The 14,914-nt window shown below is 67.8% G+C and carries 12 protein-coding genes and 2 tRNA genes; 10 read left to right on the forward strand and 4 right to left on the reverse strand.

Annotated elements, in window-relative coordinates:
- Positions 1–24: 24 nt before the first annotated feature.
- Entirely contained in the window at positions 25–591 is a 567-nt protein-coding gene (locus tag BLP88_RS17385) for a winged helix-turn-helix transcriptional regulator (protein WP_074591353.1), read from the forward strand.
- Positions 588–1,907: an MFS transporter gene (locus BLP88_RS17390; protein ID WP_074591299.1), complete on the forward strand. Its 1,320-nt coding sequence runs from the start codon at positions 588–590 to the stop codon at positions 1,905–1,907. The genes BLP88_RS17385 and BLP88_RS17390 overlap by 4 nt, the downstream gene beginning before the upstream one ends.
- Here the strand turns inward: BLP88_RS17390 and BLP88_RS17395 are convergent, their stop codons facing one another.
- The 3 genes from BLP88_RS17395 to BLP88_RS17405 are packed head-to-tail and all read right to left on the reverse strand — an operon-like array spanning position 1,908 to position 5,250.
- Entirely contained in the window at positions 1,908–3,413 is a 1,506-nt protein-coding gene (locus BLP88_RS17395; RefSeq protein ID WP_074591300.1) for an APC family permease, read from the reverse strand.
- Positions 3,410–4,615, reverse strand: coding sequence for a glutathionylspermidine synthase family protein (locus BLP88_RS17400; RefSeq protein WP_074591302.1), 1,206 nt, complete (start codon positions 4,613–4,615; stop codon positions 3,410–3,412). The genes BLP88_RS17395 and BLP88_RS17400 overlap by 4 nt, the downstream gene beginning before the upstream one ends.
- Before the next feature lie 2 nt (positions 4,616–4,617).
- Positions 4,618–5,250: a Tat pathway signal protein gene (locus tag BLP88_RS17405; protein WP_074591304.1), complete on the reverse strand. Its 633-nt coding sequence runs from the start codon at positions 5,248–5,250 to the stop codon at positions 4,618–4,620.
- A 91-nt stretch (positions 5,251–5,341) separates the two neighbouring features.
- Between BLP88_RS17405 and BLP88_RS19250 the strand changes: the two genes are divergently transcribed.
- The 7 genes from BLP88_RS19250 to BLP88_RS17440 all read left to right on the forward strand — a co-directional run bounded on the left by BLP88_RS19250 (position 5,342) and on the right by BLP88_RS17440 (position 12,106).
- Positions 5,342–6,874: a sensor histidine kinase gene (locus BLP88_RS19250; protein ID WP_074591306.1), complete on the forward strand. Its 1,533-nt coding sequence runs from the start codon at positions 5,342–5,344 to the stop codon at positions 6,872–6,874.
- Positions 6,871–7,545 (forward strand): response regulator, encoded by a 675-nt coding sequence (locus BLP88_RS17415; protein ID WP_074591308.1) that lies wholly within the window; start codon positions 6,871–6,873, stop codon positions 7,543–7,545. Before BLP88_RS19250 ends, BLP88_RS17415 begins: the two co-directional genes overlap by 4 nt.
- Before the next feature lie 16 nt (positions 7,546–7,561).
- Positions 7,562–8,224 (forward strand): MOSC domain-containing protein, encoded by a 663-nt coding sequence (locus BLP88_RS17420; RefSeq protein ID WP_074591310.1) that lies wholly within the window; start codon positions 7,562–7,564, stop codon positions 8,222–8,224.
- A 418-nt stretch (positions 8,225–8,642) separates the two neighbouring features.
- Positions 8,643–10,691: a DEAD/DEAH box helicase gene (locus tag BLP88_RS17425; RefSeq protein WP_074591311.1), complete on the forward strand. Its 2,049-nt coding sequence runs from the start codon at positions 8,643–8,645 to the stop codon at positions 10,689–10,691.
- A gap of 484 nt (positions 10,692–11,175) precedes the next feature.
- Positions 11,176–11,247, forward strand: a tRNA-Thr gene (locus BLP88_RS17430).
- Between the two features lie 59 nt (positions 11,248–11,306).
- Positions 11,307–11,380 (forward strand) — tRNA-Met (locus tag BLP88_RS17435).
- Between the two features lie 66 nt (positions 11,381–11,446).
- Positions 11,447–12,106 (forward strand): SDR family oxidoreductase, encoded by a 660-nt coding sequence (locus BLP88_RS17440; protein WP_074591313.1) that lies wholly within the window; start codon positions 11,447–11,449, stop codon positions 12,104–12,106.
- A 52-nt stretch (positions 12,107–12,158) separates the two neighbouring features.
- On the opposite strand, the gene BLP88_RS17445 is transcribed toward BLP88_RS17440, so the two are convergent.
- Positions 12,159–13,379 (reverse strand): ROK family protein, encoded by a 1,221-nt coding sequence (locus BLP88_RS17445; protein WP_074591315.1) that lies wholly within the window; start codon positions 13,377–13,379, stop codon positions 12,159–12,161.
- 215 nt (positions 13,380–13,594) lie between these two features.
- Here BLP88_RS17445 and BLP88_RS17450 point away from each other — a divergent pair, with 215 nt between their 5' ends.
- Positions 13,595–14,911, forward strand: a complete 1,317-nt coding sequence (locus tag BLP88_RS17450) for an extracellular solute-binding protein (protein ID WP_074591316.1) — start codon at positions 13,595–13,597, stop codon at positions 14,909–14,911.
- The last annotated feature ends 3 nt before the right edge of the window (positions 14,912–14,914 follow it).

Genomic DNA, 14,914 nt, shown 5'->3' on the forward strand with positions numbered 1-14,914 from the left:
AAGCAAGCCAACTACGATCGTGCCATGCCTCTTCGTTCCGACTGGTCCGCGCGCACCTGCAGCCTGGCCCGCGGCCTGGATGTCCTCGGCGACCCGTGGGGGAGCCTGGTCCTGCGGGAGGTCTTCTTCGGCAACGGCCGCTTCGATGCCATCAAACAGCGGCTTGAAATAGCGGACACCGTCCTCAGCAAGCGCCTCGGCTGGCTGCTGGAGGCCGGCCTGCTGGCGCAGCGCCCCTACCAGGACGGAAACCGGACCCGGCAGGAGTATGTCCTCACGCCGAAGGGCGAGGATTCCTTGCCCGTGCTCAACGCGATCATTATCTGGGCCGAGAAGCACCTGGACGCGCCCAATGAGGTCTCCCACGTGCGCGTCATCCACACCGACTGCGGACGCACCACCTCCTCCGCCGACACCTGCAGCCATTGCGGAGTACCCCTGAGCGCGGCCAACACGAGCTGGCACAGCCTCAAACGGAGCGAGCAGCCGCTGCCGCTCGCCGTCGCCCCCGTGGAGATGGCCGCAGCAGCAACGTCCGCCGAACCCGCACCCGACAACAGTTCGACCACCGAAACGGAGATCCCTGCATGACAGCGCCCGACGTCACCGAGGTAGCCAGCCAAAAGTCCCGGCGCCGGCGCCTGCACCCCGCGTGGTTCGTGGCCGCCGTGGCCTTCCTGGCCTTGGTGGGCGCCGCGGGCTTCCGTGCCGCACCCGGCGTGCTGATGGTCCCGCTGCAGGCGGAGTTCGGCTGGTCCACCACGGTCCTCTCCCTGGCGGTGAGCATCAACCTGGTGCTGTTCGGGCTCACGGCACCCTTCGCGGCGGCCCTCATGGAACGCTTCGGCATCCGCGCCGTGACCGCCATCGCCCTGTGCCTGATCGGGCTTGGCTCGGCACTGACGGTCTTCGTGAACCAGTCCTGGCAGATCCTGCTCACCTGGGGGCTGCTGATCGGCCTGGGCACCGGGTCCATGGCCCTCGTCTTCGCCGCGACCATCGCCAATACCTGGTTCGCCAGGCGCCGCGGCCTGGTGATTGGCATCCTCACCGCCGGCAGCGCCGCCGGGCAGCTGGTGTTCCTGCCGTTCATCGCCGTCCTCGCACAGGACCCGGGCTGGCGCGGGGCCTCGCTGCTGATCGCGGCCGGCGCGCTCGCTGTCGTCCCGCTCGTGCTGCGCTGGCTGCGGAACTCTCCTGCCGACGTCGGCGTCCTGCCGTACGGTGCCGAGACCGCGGAACCGGCGGTCACGACGGCGGCCGCCGGCGACTCCACGAACGCCGCCGTCCGCGCGCTGCAGGTCCTCAAACGCGCCAGTAAGGTGCGCACCTTCTGGGGCCTCGCCGCGGGTTTCGCGATCTGCGGGGCGACCACGAACGGCCTGATCGGCACCCACTTCATCCCCTCGGCGCACGACCACGGCATGCCGGAGACGACGGCGGCGGGGCTGCTGGCCGTCGTCGGGATCTTCGACATCGTGGGAACCATCGCTTCCGGCTGGCTGACCGACCGCTTCAACCCCAAGATCCTCTTGGCCGTGTACTACCAGTTCCGCGGGATCGGCCTGCTGGTGCTGCCGCTGCTGCTGGGCTCCACGGTGGAACCGAGCATGATCGTGTTCGTGGTGGTGTACGGGCTGGACTGGGTGGCCACGGTGCCGCCCACTGCCGCGATCTGCCGCAGGGTCTTCGGCGCGGACGGGTCCGTCGTGTTCGGCTGGGTGTTCGCCGCCCACCAGCTGGGCGCAGCCGCGGCGGCGGTGGCAGCCGGCTTCGTCCGCGACGCCACCGGGCACTACACCTATGCCTGGGTCGGCGCCGCCGCCATGTGCACCGTGGCCGCCGTCATCAGTGCCACGATCCGCAAGGACGCCGCCCACAAGGAAGCGGCGCCTGTAGCCGCCTGACTACTTCGCCGGAAGTGCTTTCGCTTCGAAGTAGGCCCTGGTGGCCGGCAGGAAACGGCACACGACGGCGAGCACCACGCCCAGGAGCAGCAGCACAACGCCGCTGACAAAGGCGCCGCCCACCCCGAAGATCATGGTGTCCCCGTACTCCGGGTCCCACATCTGCACCGCGGAGACGAAGAACGCCGCGGCCAGCATCACGGCACCCAGCAGCGGCAGGATCCCGCGGAACCACAGGTTCCGGGCGGAGCCGCGCAGCGTGCCGCGGAAGTACCACACGCAGGCGAAGCCGGTGAGGGCGTAGTAGAAAGCGATGAACAGGCTGATCGAACTGATGGAATCGGCCAGCAGGTTCTCGCTGAGGAACGTCATGGCGATGTAGTAGGCGGCGGCCGCGGCGCCCATGAGCTGGGTGGAGAAGCCGGGCGTCTGGTAGCGCGGGTGGACCTTCCCGAAGCGGGGCGGCAGGGCTCCGTGAACACCCATCGAGAGGGTGCCGCGCGCAGTGGGCAGGATGGTGGTCTGCGTGGAGGACAGCACCGAGGCCAGGACCGCGACGACGATCAGCCAGCCCCAGGGACCCAGCACCACGTCCTTCATGGCCAGGAATACATCGGATTCGTTCTCGCTGTTGCCCAGGCCGATACCTTCGGCGCCGGAGCCCGCGTACATCATCACCAGCAGGGCCACGGAAACGTAGATCGCCACCAGGACGAAGGCCGAAATCACTGCACCGCGGCCGGGGGTCTTTGCGGGGTTCTCGGTTTCCTCGTTCAGGGCCAGGCACGTGTCCCAGCCCCAGTAGATAAACAGGGCCAGCAACGCACCGTGCACCACGGCGCCGGGGTCCGTGAACGCGCCCGTGGGGTTGAACCATTCGAAGGTGAACGGCGTGGCATTACCCGACCCGCCGTTGGCGATGCCGACCATCAGGGCCACGGCGAAGATGCCCAGCGAGATGTACTGCACGTAGGTCAGGGTGCGCTGCACATGTTCGCCCAGCCGGATGCCGCGGTGGTTCACGAACGTCATCAGGGCGATGAACGCCACCCCGGTGGCGGTCACCAGCCAGGTGTTGCCGGCCAGGGAACCGTCGCCGACCAGGAGCCACAGATACTGCCCGGCCACCTGGGCCAGGTTCGCCAGCACCACCGTGCCGGCCAGGGCCACGCCCCAACCGCCCAGCCAGCCCGCCCAGGGGCCGAAGGTTTTCCGGGCCCACACGAAGGTGGTGCCGCAGTCGGGCATGGCGCTGTTCAGTTCCCGGAACGCGTAGGCGATGAACAGCACCGGGATGAAGCCCAGCACCAGGATCAGGGGAGTGTAGTCCCCGTTCACGGCGACGATCAGGCCCAGGGTCGCCGCGAGCGAGTAGACCGGCGCCGTCGACGCCAGGCCCAGCATCACCGAGTCGCCGAGATCCAGGATCCCGGCCCGCAGTCCCTTGGCAGGGACGGTGCCGCCGGGCTGGGGCCGGCCGGACGACGTCGAGGTTTCCATGCTCACAGGGCGGCTCCGTTGCTGGTGGCCGGTGCCAGGTTCGGCGCCGGTGCGTCGATGGTGTTGGGCACAAAGCGGCAGAAGTAGTCGGTGACCGGGCCGTCCGATTCACGGATGCCGCAGCCCACCGATTCCCCGTCCACCACCCATAGGCCGAGGACCGGGTGGTTGCCGTCGAAGTCCGGAAGCTGCTGGTACTGCTGGAAGCACCAGCCTTCGCGGCCGTACTTGCCGGGCTGGTCGATCTCGATGCCGGGGGCGTGGATGCGGATGTTGTCGCCTTCGCGTCCGTGCAGGGGTTTCGCCACCCATTCCGTCAGCGGCCCGGGGTCGTTGAGATAGGCGGGCAGCAGGTTTTCGTGGCCCGGGTAGAGGTGCCACAGGGCCGCCAGCAGCGCCTTGTTGGAGAGCAGCATCTTCCACGCCGGCTCCACCCAGCGCGGGTTATGGGCACGCTGCAGCAGGCGGTGGCCGAACGGCTCCTTCATCATCAGCTCCCACGGGTACAGCTTGAACATGGTGCTGATCATGAAGTTGTCCAGGTCTACGAAGCGGTTCAGGTTCGGGTCCCAGCCGATGTCCGACATGTTGATGCCGATCGTCGTCCAGCCGCCCTGGCTGGCTACGTCCCGCATGTAGGCCGCCGTCATCCAGTCCTCGCCGGATTCCTCGGCCTCCGAATGCGCCACGTGCAGGGTGCTCATGCCGGTGCGGTACTGCAGCTTCTTCCACTGCCGGATGAGGGCCTCATGGATGCCGTTCCACTGGTCCTTTTCCGGGAAGACGTCTTGCAGCCAGAACCACTGCGCCACGGATGCCTCGATCAGGCCGGTGGGGGTGTCGGCGTTGTACTCGAGCATCTTGGCGGGGCCGCCCGCGCCGTCGTAAATGAAATCGAAGCGGCCGTAGATGTCCATGTCCCCGGCCTGCAGCGATTCGGCCGCGAGCTCCAGCGCCTGCTGGCCGATGCCGATCCCGCCCATCGCCCCGGTGGCCAGGAATTTCGCCGCCTCCAGGCACATGAGGTGCATGTCCTCGGCGGTTTTCTCGAGCGTTTCCACCTCGTCCATGGTGAATTCGTAGTAGGCCGATTCGTTCCAGTATTCGATCTTGCGGCCGTCGGGCATGGTGGTGGTGGAAAACACCAGGCCCTGTTCCTCGATCTTCTGCTTCCAGTCCGGGCGCGGTGCCACTGCCAGTCTCTTCATCCTCAGCTGCCCGTGCTTCCGCCGCCCTTGGAGCTTCCGCCAAAGCCGCCGCGGCTCACCGTTCCGCCCTTGGTGCTGTACCCGGTGGAGGCTTTTGCACCGCTGGGCATGGTCCGCGTGTAGTTCGGATACGTGCTGCGGTTCTGGCCCACGGCCGGGACGCTGGAGCCGCGCGAGTAGAAGTACCAGGCGTAGAAACCCGAGCCGCGGCCCTCGGAACTGCCGCAGTTGACGTCCTCCACGCGCTCGCCGGTCTCATCGTTGAAGCACACCTGCGCGTAGTCGGCGTCGTTCTCCTGGCTCGCCACGATCGCGGTGATGGTCCCGGCGAGCAGCGCCGTGACGCCCAGGCCCACCACCACGGTCCGCCGCTGCGAGCGCTTCTTCCGGTGGGCGGCCTCCGCGGCCCGTTTGGCGTGTTCGCGGGCAAAGGGGTCGACGACGGCGGGCGGCTCCTGCGGCGATCCGTCTGGCCCGGCGTCGGGCTTCTGGAGTTCCGGCCGCAGCTCCGGCTGCGGCACCTGCCAAGGCGGCGGCTTGGGCCGGCCGCCGTCGCGTGCGCCGTCCGGACCTTGGTCCGGGCCGGACCCCGTGTCCGGGCCGTCGGCGTCCGACGGATTGCTATTTGGATCCATGCTTTCCTGTCCCCCCGGGATCTGGTTGCTGAGGAAAGCCTACCGCTGCGCTCCTGCCGCGGCATGGGGCGGGGAATGCCAGAATTGGGGCATGGCCGCAGCTGACGCAATGAATGGAACCGGGGCGGGGAAGGGCACGGCACTCCCCGGGCGGCCGGGCGTCCCCGGCATCGGCCGCGGCCGCGTGCTGGCCGGCTTGGCCCTCGCGGTCCTGCTGCCACCCGCCGTCGAGCTCCTGGTCACCGCGGTGGGCTACCGGAACTTTGCCATGATCATGCTGCTGCACCTGGCCGTGGCTGTTGCCGTGGCCGCGGTAGGGGGCCTCTGGCCAGCCGTGGTGGCGGCCGTCCTGGGCAGCTCGCTGCTCAACTATTTCTCGGCCGAGCCGGTGGGCTCCTTCTCGATCGCCGATCCGTCCACCCTGTTCATCCTGGTGGTCTTCCTCGCGGTGGCCTGCGGGGTGGGCTTGGCGGTGGGGCTGGCAACGCGGCGGGCCCAGGAGGCTGCGCATGCCGGGGCCGAGGCCCTGGCCCTGAACGAGCTTGCCCTGCGGATCCTCCGTTCGGACGGCAGCCTGGAATCGTTCCTGGACAAGATCCGCGCCAAGCTCGGCATGGAGGCGGTGACGCTCCTGGAGGCCGGCCCGCCGGACGGCCCGGTCCGCACCCCGGCCACCGCCCGGCGGGCGGAACCGCGCTGGCACGTGCTGGCAAGCTCAGGGCCGCAGCCGCCGCTGGGCCACGCCGCGGCCGACCATGCCGCCGTCGTCGACGCCCACTACACGCTGCTGCTGCGCGGCGGACCGTTGTCCGGGCAGCACAAGCGCATGCTGGCCGCTTTCGGCGCTTATGTGGTCGCGGTGCGGGAGCGGCAGCAACTGGTGCAGAGCCGGCAGGACAACCTGCGCCTCACGGAGGGAAACACCATGCGCACCTCCATCCTGCGGGCGGTATCCCACGACCTCCGCACCCCGCTGGCCGGGATCAAACTGGCCGTCAGCAGCCTCCGCCAGGAGGAAATCAGCTTCAGCCCGGAGGACGAACGCGAACTGCTGGCAACGATCGAAGACTACGCGGACCGGCTGGACCACCTCGTGGACAACCTGCTGGACATGTCCCGCATCACCGCGGACGCCGTGACGCCGCACCTGCGCGGGCTGGCCTGGGAACAGGTCCTGCCGGACGCGCTGCGCGGCGTGCCGGAGGACCGCATCCGCAATGAACTGGCCCCCAACCTGCCCGCCGTGGAAGCCGACGCCGGCATGCTCGAACGCGTGGTGGCCAACCTGGTGGAGAACGCCGTGAAATATGCGCCCGGTTCGGACGTCGTGCTGCGCTCGCGTACCGCGGGAGTCGCCGTTGGCGGGCGGCCCGGCAGCGAACTGCGGGTGGTCGACCACGGCGGGGGAGTGCCGCCGTCGGACATTTTGGCGCTGTTCCTGCCGTTCCAGCGGCTGGACGACGCCGGCTCCGCACGGGAAGGGCGCAGCGGCATCGGCCTGGGGCTCGCCGTCGCGAAGGGGTTCACTGAGGCGATGGGCGGCACCCTGACTGCGGAGCCGACGCCGGGCGGCGGGTTGACCATGGTGGTCACCCTGCCGCTGTGGGAAGGGGAACAGTTGTGAGCCTGGTACTGATCGTCGAGGATGAGGCGCAGATCGCCCGGGCCATGCAGATCAACCTGCACGCCCACGGGTACAAGGCGCTGACCGTCAGCAACGGCGCCGACGCCCTCAAGGCCGCTGCCCACCAGCCGGTGGACATCGTGGTGCTGGACCTCGGACTGCCGGACATGGACGGCGTGGACGTGATCCGCGGTATCCGGGGCTGGAGCGGCATGCCCATCATCGTGCTGTCCGCCCGGCACGGTTCCGAAGACAAGGTGGCGGCGCTCGACGCGGGAGCGGACGACTACGTGACCAAACCTTTCGGCCTGGACGAACTCCTGGCCCGGCTGCGGGCCGCCTCCCGCCGGGCCGGTCCGCGGGACGAGGCGCCCACGCTGGAAACCGCCGACTTCGTGGTGGACCTGGCCGGCAAGAAGATCGTCAAGGACGGCGGCGAGGTGCGGCTGACCCCCACCGAATGGAACATCCTGGAACTGCTGGTCCGCAACGCCGGGAAGCTGGTCAGCCAACAGCAGATCCTCACGCAGGTGTGGGGCCAGGCCTACGCCAAGGAAACCCAGTACCTGCGCGTGTACATCGCCCAGCTCCGCCGCAAGCTCGAATGCGACCCCTCCACGCCGAGGCACCTCCACACCGAAGCCGGCATGGGGTACCGCTTCGACCCCTAGCGCTAGGCTTGGTCCCATGGACACCGCATCGTTGATCGCAGTCTGCCGGGTACACCAGCTTCTGGCGGATCCGGAAGGCAGCGTTGGCGTTACCGCCATCGACAAGCGCCCCGTGGACGGGCCCGTCAAGGTGCACAAACTTGGCGTGCACGGTGACGTCCAGGCAAGCCGCGTGCACCACGGCGGCGAAGACCAGGCGCTATACGCCTACTCCCAGGACGACGCCGACTACTGGACCGGGGAGCTCCAGCGCGAACTGCCGCCGGGGACCTTCGGCGAGAACCTGCGCGTGCGCGGCATCGGTACCACGGATGCGGTGATCGGTGAACGCTGGAAGATCGGGCTGGACCTGGAGGTCGAGGTGACCTCGCCCCGCGTCCCGTGCGCCACGTTCCAGCGGGTCATGGACGAACCCCAGTGGGTCAAGCGCTTCACCCAGGCCGGGCGGGTCGGCTGCTATCTGCGTGTGGTGAAGACCGGAAGCATTTCCGCCGGCGATCACATCCACCGGCTCTTCGTACCAAAGCACGGCATCACCGTGGGGAAGTGGTTCAGCGATCCCACCGTGGAAGACGTCCAGACCTTGCTCGACGCCGAAGCCGACGGCGAGATCCGCTTGCAGCCGGAGTACCACGACGAGTTCGAGAAGGTCATGCGCCGGGCCGGCGCCGCTTACTGAACCGCGCCCCTGAGTTACTGAACCGGGCACCTGACCGGGGATTTTGTGCGCAAGCTCACCGCCGCCGTCGGGCCCTGTGTCACGGGCCCGCCGGGCCGTACCCTACAATGGATGTATCCCCCACTCCGGAAATCCCTTTTTCCTGCCCAATTTTTGAGGCAGGACTGGTCAGTGTTGGGGCCCGTGATTTTGATGCGGGCATTTTCATAGGGAGAGCCGGGCGAAGAAAACGCTGTACAGACTGCCGGGATGGCAGCCAAGAGATGCAGCGCGAAGTCCTGCCATGGGATTGCGACAGCGCCGGACTTCTTTGCGTGCGGCCGTGCCCCCATAGGTTCTGCCGCGTGCAATGCGTACTGCGGCCAAGCCCAACCGGGCCGCGCCGACTGGCCACCTATGGATGAGGAAATCTTCCCCAATGCCCGAAAACCCGAACGAAACCCTCGACGCCGAAATCACCGAGACCGTCGACACCGCGCCTGACGCGCCCGCCGCTTCCGCTCCTGCCGAAGCCGCCGCTCCCGCGGAAGACGAAGAGGAAGGTGTCCGCTTCACCGACCTCGGCCTCGACGGCCGTGTACTCGCCGCCCTGCAGGACGTCGGCTACGAGAAGCCGTCCCCCATCCAGGCTGCCACCATTCCGCTGCTGCTCGAGGGCCGCGACGTCGTCGGCCTGGCCCAGACCGGTACCGGCAAGACCGCCGCGTTCGCCGTCCCGGCCCTGTCCCGCCTGGCCGAACTGCACGACCTCAACGGACCCTCCCGTAAGACCCAGGCGCTGGTCCTGGCCCCGACCCGCGAACTGGCCCTCCAGGTTGCCGAGGCCTTCACCTCCTACGCCAAGCACATGGAGGACTTCACTGTTCTTCCCGTCTACGGCGGTTCCGCCTACGGCCCGCAGCTGGCCGGCCTGCGCCGTGGCGCCCAGGTGGTTGTCGGTACCCCCGGCCGCGTGATCGACCACATCGCCAAGGGCTCCCTGGACCTCTCCGAACTCCAGTACCTGGTGCTGGACGAAGCCGACGAAATGCTGCGCATGGGCTTCGCGGACGACGTCGAGCAGATCTTCCAGGAAACCCCGGAGTCCCGCCAGGTGGCCCTGTTCTCCGCCACCATGCCGGGCCAGATCCGCCGCATGTCCAAGCAGTACCTGAACAACCCGGCCGAGGTCTCCGTGAAGTCCAAGACCTCCACGGGCTCCAACATCCGCCAGCGCTACGTGCAGGTCATGGGCCCGCACAAGCTGGACGCCATGACCCGCATCCTCGAGGTCGAAGAGTTCGACGGCGTCATCGCCTTCGTGCGTACCAAGATGGCCACCGAGGACCTCGCCGACAAACTGAAGGCCCGCGGCTTCCAGGCCGCCGCCATCAACGGCGACATCCCGCAGCAGCAGCGTGAGCGCACTGTGGACGCCCTGAAGGAAGGCCGCATCGACATCCTGGTGGCCACCGACGTCGCCGCCCGCGGCCTCGACGTCGAGCGCATCAGCCACGTGGTCAACTACGACATCCCGCACGACACCGAGTCCTACGTGCACCGCATCGGCCGCACCGGCCGTGCGGGCCGCGCCGGTGACGCGATCCTGTTCATGACCCCGCGCGAGAAGTACCTGCTGCGCGCCATCGAGAAGGCAACCCGCCAGAGCGTGGAGCAGATGCACCTGCCCACCGCGGAGACCGTGAACTCGCTGCGCCTGGGCAAGTTCGCCGAGCGCATCACGGAGACCCTCGAGTCCGAGGACGTGGCACTGTTCCGCGACCTGATCGCCTCCTACGAGGAAGAGCACAACGTTCCCGCGGCCGAGATCGCCGCGGCCCTGGCCGTCATGGCCCAGGGCGGCCAGCCGCTGCTGGTCAAGGAACTGCCGGCTGCTCCGGAATTCCAGAAGCGCGAACGCGGCAAGGACGGCTTCGGCTCCCGTGGCCCGACCCGCCCGCTCACCGAAGGCAACGCCACCTACCGGATCGCCGTCGGACGCCGCCAGCGCGTCATGCCGGGCTCCATCGTGGGTGCCATCGCCAACGAGGGCGGCATCTCGTCCTCGCAGATCGGCGGCATCGACATCCGCTCGGACCACTCTCTGGTGGAACTCCCGGCGGACCTGAGCCCCGAGCAGCTGCGCGCCCTGTCCCGCACCCGGATCGGCGGCGAGCTGATCCACCTCGAGCTGGACTCCGGCCGCAAGCCCAACCGTGATCGCGGCGGCTACGGCGACCGCGAGAACCGCGGCAACTTCAAGGGCAACGGCGGGTTCAAGAAGGACTTCCGCCGCAACGACGGCGAACGTTCTTCCGCCGACCGCGGCGGCCGTTCCTACAGCGAGCGTTCCGAGCGCAGCTTCGGCGACCGCGACCGCGGCCAGGCCAGCGACTCCCGCTTTGGCGGCCACGGCAACGGCGCCCGCAAGCCCCGCCACGGCGGCGACAGCGGACACCGTGATTTCAACCGCAAGGGCAAGTGGTAAAGACCACCGCTTAGTTTGACCCCCGAAGGGCCGGCATTGTGCCGGCCCTTCGGGCGTTTAAGGGCGGTTTGCCTGAACTATAGGGCAGTTTGGCGCTCTCGGGCCTTTCCGCCGTCGGGGCACTAGGGGCGCAGACAGGCGCTCGGATGCGTTTTCCACCGGTGCCGTGCCGAACCGCCCCCTGAAGGGCCCGACGGCGGCTGCCCTGACGCCGTCGCGGGGGCCTTTGGAGGCGCGTGGGACGAAGGCCGCCGAACCCAGCCGGCATGTCGTGTCGAAGTGCCCCGGGAAGGAGCCCGACGTGCCCCGGGAAGGAGCCCGACGGCGGCGCTTCCGCACCGTTTTCGAGGTCCGTGGAACGCTGGTTCCGGCGCTCGTGGAACACCGATTTGGGTGCTCCGCAAATTGTGTCTGGCCCGGTATTTGCCCCCTTCAGCCCCGATTTGGCGTCAGGGGCGAACCTCCGGTAGAGTACTTACTCGTTGCCCCCTTAGCTCAGTGGTAGAGCGCGTTCTTGGTAAGAACGAGGTCGCCGGATCGATTCCGGCAGGGGGCTCTGAATGAGAGCCTGTGTCAAGGCGGTATGACCGGCTTGGCACGGGCTTTCTCATTCGTGGCGGTGTAGCTCAGTTGGTTAGAGCGCACGACTCATAATCGTGAGGTCGGGAGATCGAGCCTCCCCACCGCTACAGGGCAAGGCCCCGCAGATTTCGATCTGCGGGGCCTTTTGTTTTTGCACCTGCTTGAATGGGTAAATGCCACGGATCACGATCATCGGCGGCCACGGCAAAGTGGCCCTGCAGCTTGCCCGCATCCTCAGTGACGAAGGCCATGCGGTCGCGTCCATCATCCGCAACCCGGACCACGCCGCCGACGTCACCGCGAGCGGCGCCGCCCCGGTGATCCTCGACGTCGAGCATTCCACGACGGCGGAACTCGCCGCCGCGCTGCGCGGCAGCGACGCCGTGGTCTGGTCCGCGGGGGCCGGGGGCGGCAATCCGGCCCGCACCTACGCGGTGGACCGCGACGCCGCCATCCGTTCCATGGACGCCGCGGCGCAGGCGGGCGTGAAGCGCTACGTGATGGTGTCCTACTTCGGCGCCGGGCCGGGGCACGGCGTCCCGGAAAACCACAGCTTCTTCCCGTACGCCGAGGCCAAGGCGGCGGCGGACGAGTACCTGCGAGCCAGCAGGCTGGACTGGACGGTCCTCGGGCCCGGAACGCTGAGCAACGACCCCGCCACCGGACTGATCGACGTCAACCCTTCGGATCCCGGTGCGGGCACCGGAACGTCACGGTCGAACGTCGCGCTGGTGGCCGCTGCCGTCCTGGAACTGCCGGAGACCGTCGGACGGACCATCGAGTTCCGGGACGGCGCGAGGGACATCGTTGAGGCCCTCACAGGGGACTCCTGACGCACGGACCCAACAGCGCCCCGTCATCCGAGTTGCCCGCGGGCGCCGGGCATTAGGACGAGGCGCTCCTGGACAGCGACGCCGGAAAAACGTCCAGGGCGTTTTCCTCGACATAGTCCAGGGCGTGGCGGATGGCGCCGATGGACACGATGCCGTCGCCCAGGGTGGAGGCCTCCAGCCGCGGCGGGGTATGGGTGAAGTCCGGCAGTTCCTTGTTGATGGCCGGGATGAGCGCACGGGCGGATTCGGCCACGGCGCCGGCGAGGACCACGAGTTCGGGGTTCACCAGCGTGCTCAGGGAGCCGATGACCCGCGCCATGCGGTGCGCCACGCGGTCCAGGACCCCGACGGCGGACGCGTCACCGTCCGCCGCGGCGGCGAAGACCATCTCGGCGGTCAGGGCTTCGGGATCCCCGGCGCAGAGCTTGTGCAACCGGGACCGTGGATGGGCCTCCAGGGCCTCCCGCGCCCACAGCACGGCATAGTGCGCAATGCCGCTCGTGTCGCCGACGCCGTCGAGATTGTCCAAGTATCCCAGTTCGCCGAAGCCGCCGAGCTGTCCGTGGAGCAGCCGGCCGGATTCGAGGATTCCGGAACCGAGCCGGTCGCTGGCAAGCATGACAACGAGGTTGTCGACTCCCTGGGCGGTGCCCCGCCAGCGTTCGGCCAGCGCTGCGAGGTTGGCGTCGTTTTCGAGGAGCACATGCCAGCCATGCCGCTCTGAGATGATCCCGCGGACGTCGAAGGACTTCCAGAACTCCTGGGCGGTGAGGACTTCGCCGGCGCGGCTGACCGGGGCGGCCACGCCAACGGAGACGGCAAGCACGGAATCCACGGATACGCCCGCTTCGTCCAGGGCCTTTGCGGCGATGCGGTCCAGGACGTCGGCGCGTTCGTCCGCGGGCACACTGTATGCGTGCCGGAACGGCATGGTGACCTGGGACAGGGGGGTGCCGGCCATATCCGCCACGATGGCAGTGATTTTGGTGGCGCCGATGTCGATGCCGAGCACGCTGGCCGCACGGTCGTCAAAGACAAAGCGGCGGGCCGGCCTGCCCTTGACGTAGTCCCCGGCCCCCCGCTGGTTTTCCAGTTCCTGGAGCCAGCCCAGCCGGACGAGCTCATCGCAGATCGAGATGACAGTGGCGCGGGAAAGCCCGGTCGCGGCCATGAGATCGGTTCCCGTCAGGACTCCTGCCCCGCGCATCGCCTTCAGCATGGCGCTCGCATTGAGCCTGCGCACCAGCTGCGTTGACGGCGCCGTCTCGACCATCTTCAATCCTCCCCATCTGCCCCCGCCGCTAAGCGGCAGTTCACTCTCTCTAAATTTAGTCCATAAATTTACCTTTCCTTACATCTTCCAACCTTCTTGACTCTGTGGCGAGCCTCACTCCATACTTGCGATAGGTAGTAAATTTACCTCCTAATTAAACTTGAGCGCACAGGCCGCCGTTGGCCCCGCCGCTCCCATGAAAGGAACCGACGCAGATGTCTGACTCCCTCCTCTCACGCACTGTTGACCGCCGGGCGCTCCTGCGCACGGGCATGCTTGGTGCCCTCGGCCTCGCTGCGGCGCCGGCCCTGGCCGCGTGCGGTGGCGGCTCGGCTCCAGGCGGCTCAGGCTCCGGCGGCAGTGTCTCCTGGGCGGCATGGGCAAACCCCGGAGAAGGAGAGCGCTACAAGAAGTTCGCCGCGGAGCTGTCGAAGAAGATCAACGCCAAGGTCAGCTTCCAGGCCGTCGTGGGTGACTATGAGGCGAAGCTCCTCTCCCAGTTGGCCGGCGGGGCGGCGCCGGACGCCTTTTATGTCGGGGATGGGCAGATGGCCAAGTTCATTGCGTCGAAGCAGGTCGCGGACCTGAGCGACTATCTTTCAGGCGGAGAATCCCCGGTGAAGCTGGACGAGTTCCCGGAGGGGCTCTACCAATGGTGCAAGGCTGCCGACGGCACCGGCCTCTACGGACTTCCGGTGGACTGCAACCCCTCGGTCCTGTGGTTCAACAAGGACGTCCTCGCGTCCGCGGGCGTCAGCTCAGACCCCGCCCAGCTGTTCGACGGGGGCGCGTGGGACTTTGGCGCCTTCACCGATGCCTTGGACAAGGTCCGTGGCTCGGGGAAGAAGGGGCTGATCCTTTCCAACTGGTGGTTCAACTGGGCCTGGGCGGTAACCGCCTTCGGCGGCAAGCTCCAGGATGAGTCCGGCAAGATTGTCTTCGCCGACGACCCCAAGGCGCAGGAAGGCCTGGCCTGGCTGTTGGAGCAGTTCAAGTCCGGCAACATCACCTACGCCGGTTCGCTGCCGAAGGGCCAAAGCGGCGACGCCCTTTTCCTGGCCGGCCAGCTTGCCTTCAATAACGTGGGACGCTGGGCCTTGCCAACCCTGAAGTCCGTCAAGTTCGGATACGACATTGCCCCGCTGCCTTCGCCCACCGGCAAGGACATCATGCCGGTTCCCGTTGCCACCGCAGCGATCGCCCTCAACGCGAAAGCGAAGAACCGCGAAAAAGCACTCGAACTGATCGGCAACTACGTCTCCAAGGAGGGCCAGCAGTTCCGCCTTTCCGGAGGGGGCAACGCTGTGGCATCGGTCAAGGGCCTGGATGGACTGGCCACCGAAGGCGGGGTTCCTGCCCACGGCAAACTGTTCAATGACGTTGTCGCGAAGGGCTTCGCAATGCCGAACGCCTTCGTGTCCAACGCCAAGACGGCCACGGAACTGCCGACGCTTGTTGACAAGCTTTTCAAGAACCCGTCGACGACGGCTGCCTCCTTCTCCGAAGCGGTCACCAAGCTGGTGAACGGCTAGCAG

Source organism: Arthrobacter cupressi, from assembly GCF_900099975.1.
GTDB lineage: Bacteria > Actinomycetota > Actinomycetes > Actinomycetales > Micrococcaceae > Arthrobacter > Arthrobacter cupressi.

Bases quoted from the DNA above. Each gene is read 5' to 3' on its own strand.
- BLP88_RS17400 (WP_074591302.1), bottom strand. From the start codon at position 4,615: ATGAAGAGACTGGCAGTGGCACCGCGCCCGGACTGGAAGCAGAAGATC.
- BLP88_RS17390 (WP_074591299.1), top strand. From the start codon at position 588: ATGACAGCGCCCGACGTCACCGAGGTAGCCAGCCAAAAGTCCCGGCGC.
- BLP88_RS17445 (WP_074591315.1), bottom strand. From the start codon at position 13,379: ATGGTCGAGACGGCGCCGTCAACGCAGCTGGTGCGCAGGCTCAATGCG.
- BLP88_RS19250 (WP_074591306.1), top strand. From the start codon at position 5,342: ATGGCCGCAGCTGACGCAATGAATGGAACCGGGGCGGGGAAGGGCACG.
- BLP88_RS17420 (WP_074591310.1), top strand. From the start codon at position 7,562: ATGGACACCGCATCGTTGATCGCAGTCTGCCGGGTACACCAGCTTCTG.
- BLP88_RS17450 (WP_074591316.1), top strand. From the start codon at position 13,595: ATGTCTGACTCCCTCCTCTCACGCACTGTTGACCGCCGGGCGCTCCTG.
- BLP88_RS17425 (WP_074591311.1), top strand. From the start codon at position 8,643: ATGCCCGAAAACCCGAACGAAACCCTCGACGCCGAAATCACCGAGACC.
- BLP88_RS17440 (WP_074591313.1), top strand. From the start codon at position 11,447: ATGCCACGGATCACGATCATCGGCGGCCACGGCAAAGTGGCCCTGCAG.
- BLP88_RS17385 (WP_074591353.1), top strand. From the start codon at position 25: ATGCCTCTTCGTTCCGACTGGTCCGCGCGCACCTGCAGCCTGGCCCGC.
- BLP88_RS17405 (WP_074591304.1), bottom strand. From the start codon at position 5,250: ATGGATCCAAATAGCAATCCGTCGGACGCCGACGGCCCGGACACGGGG.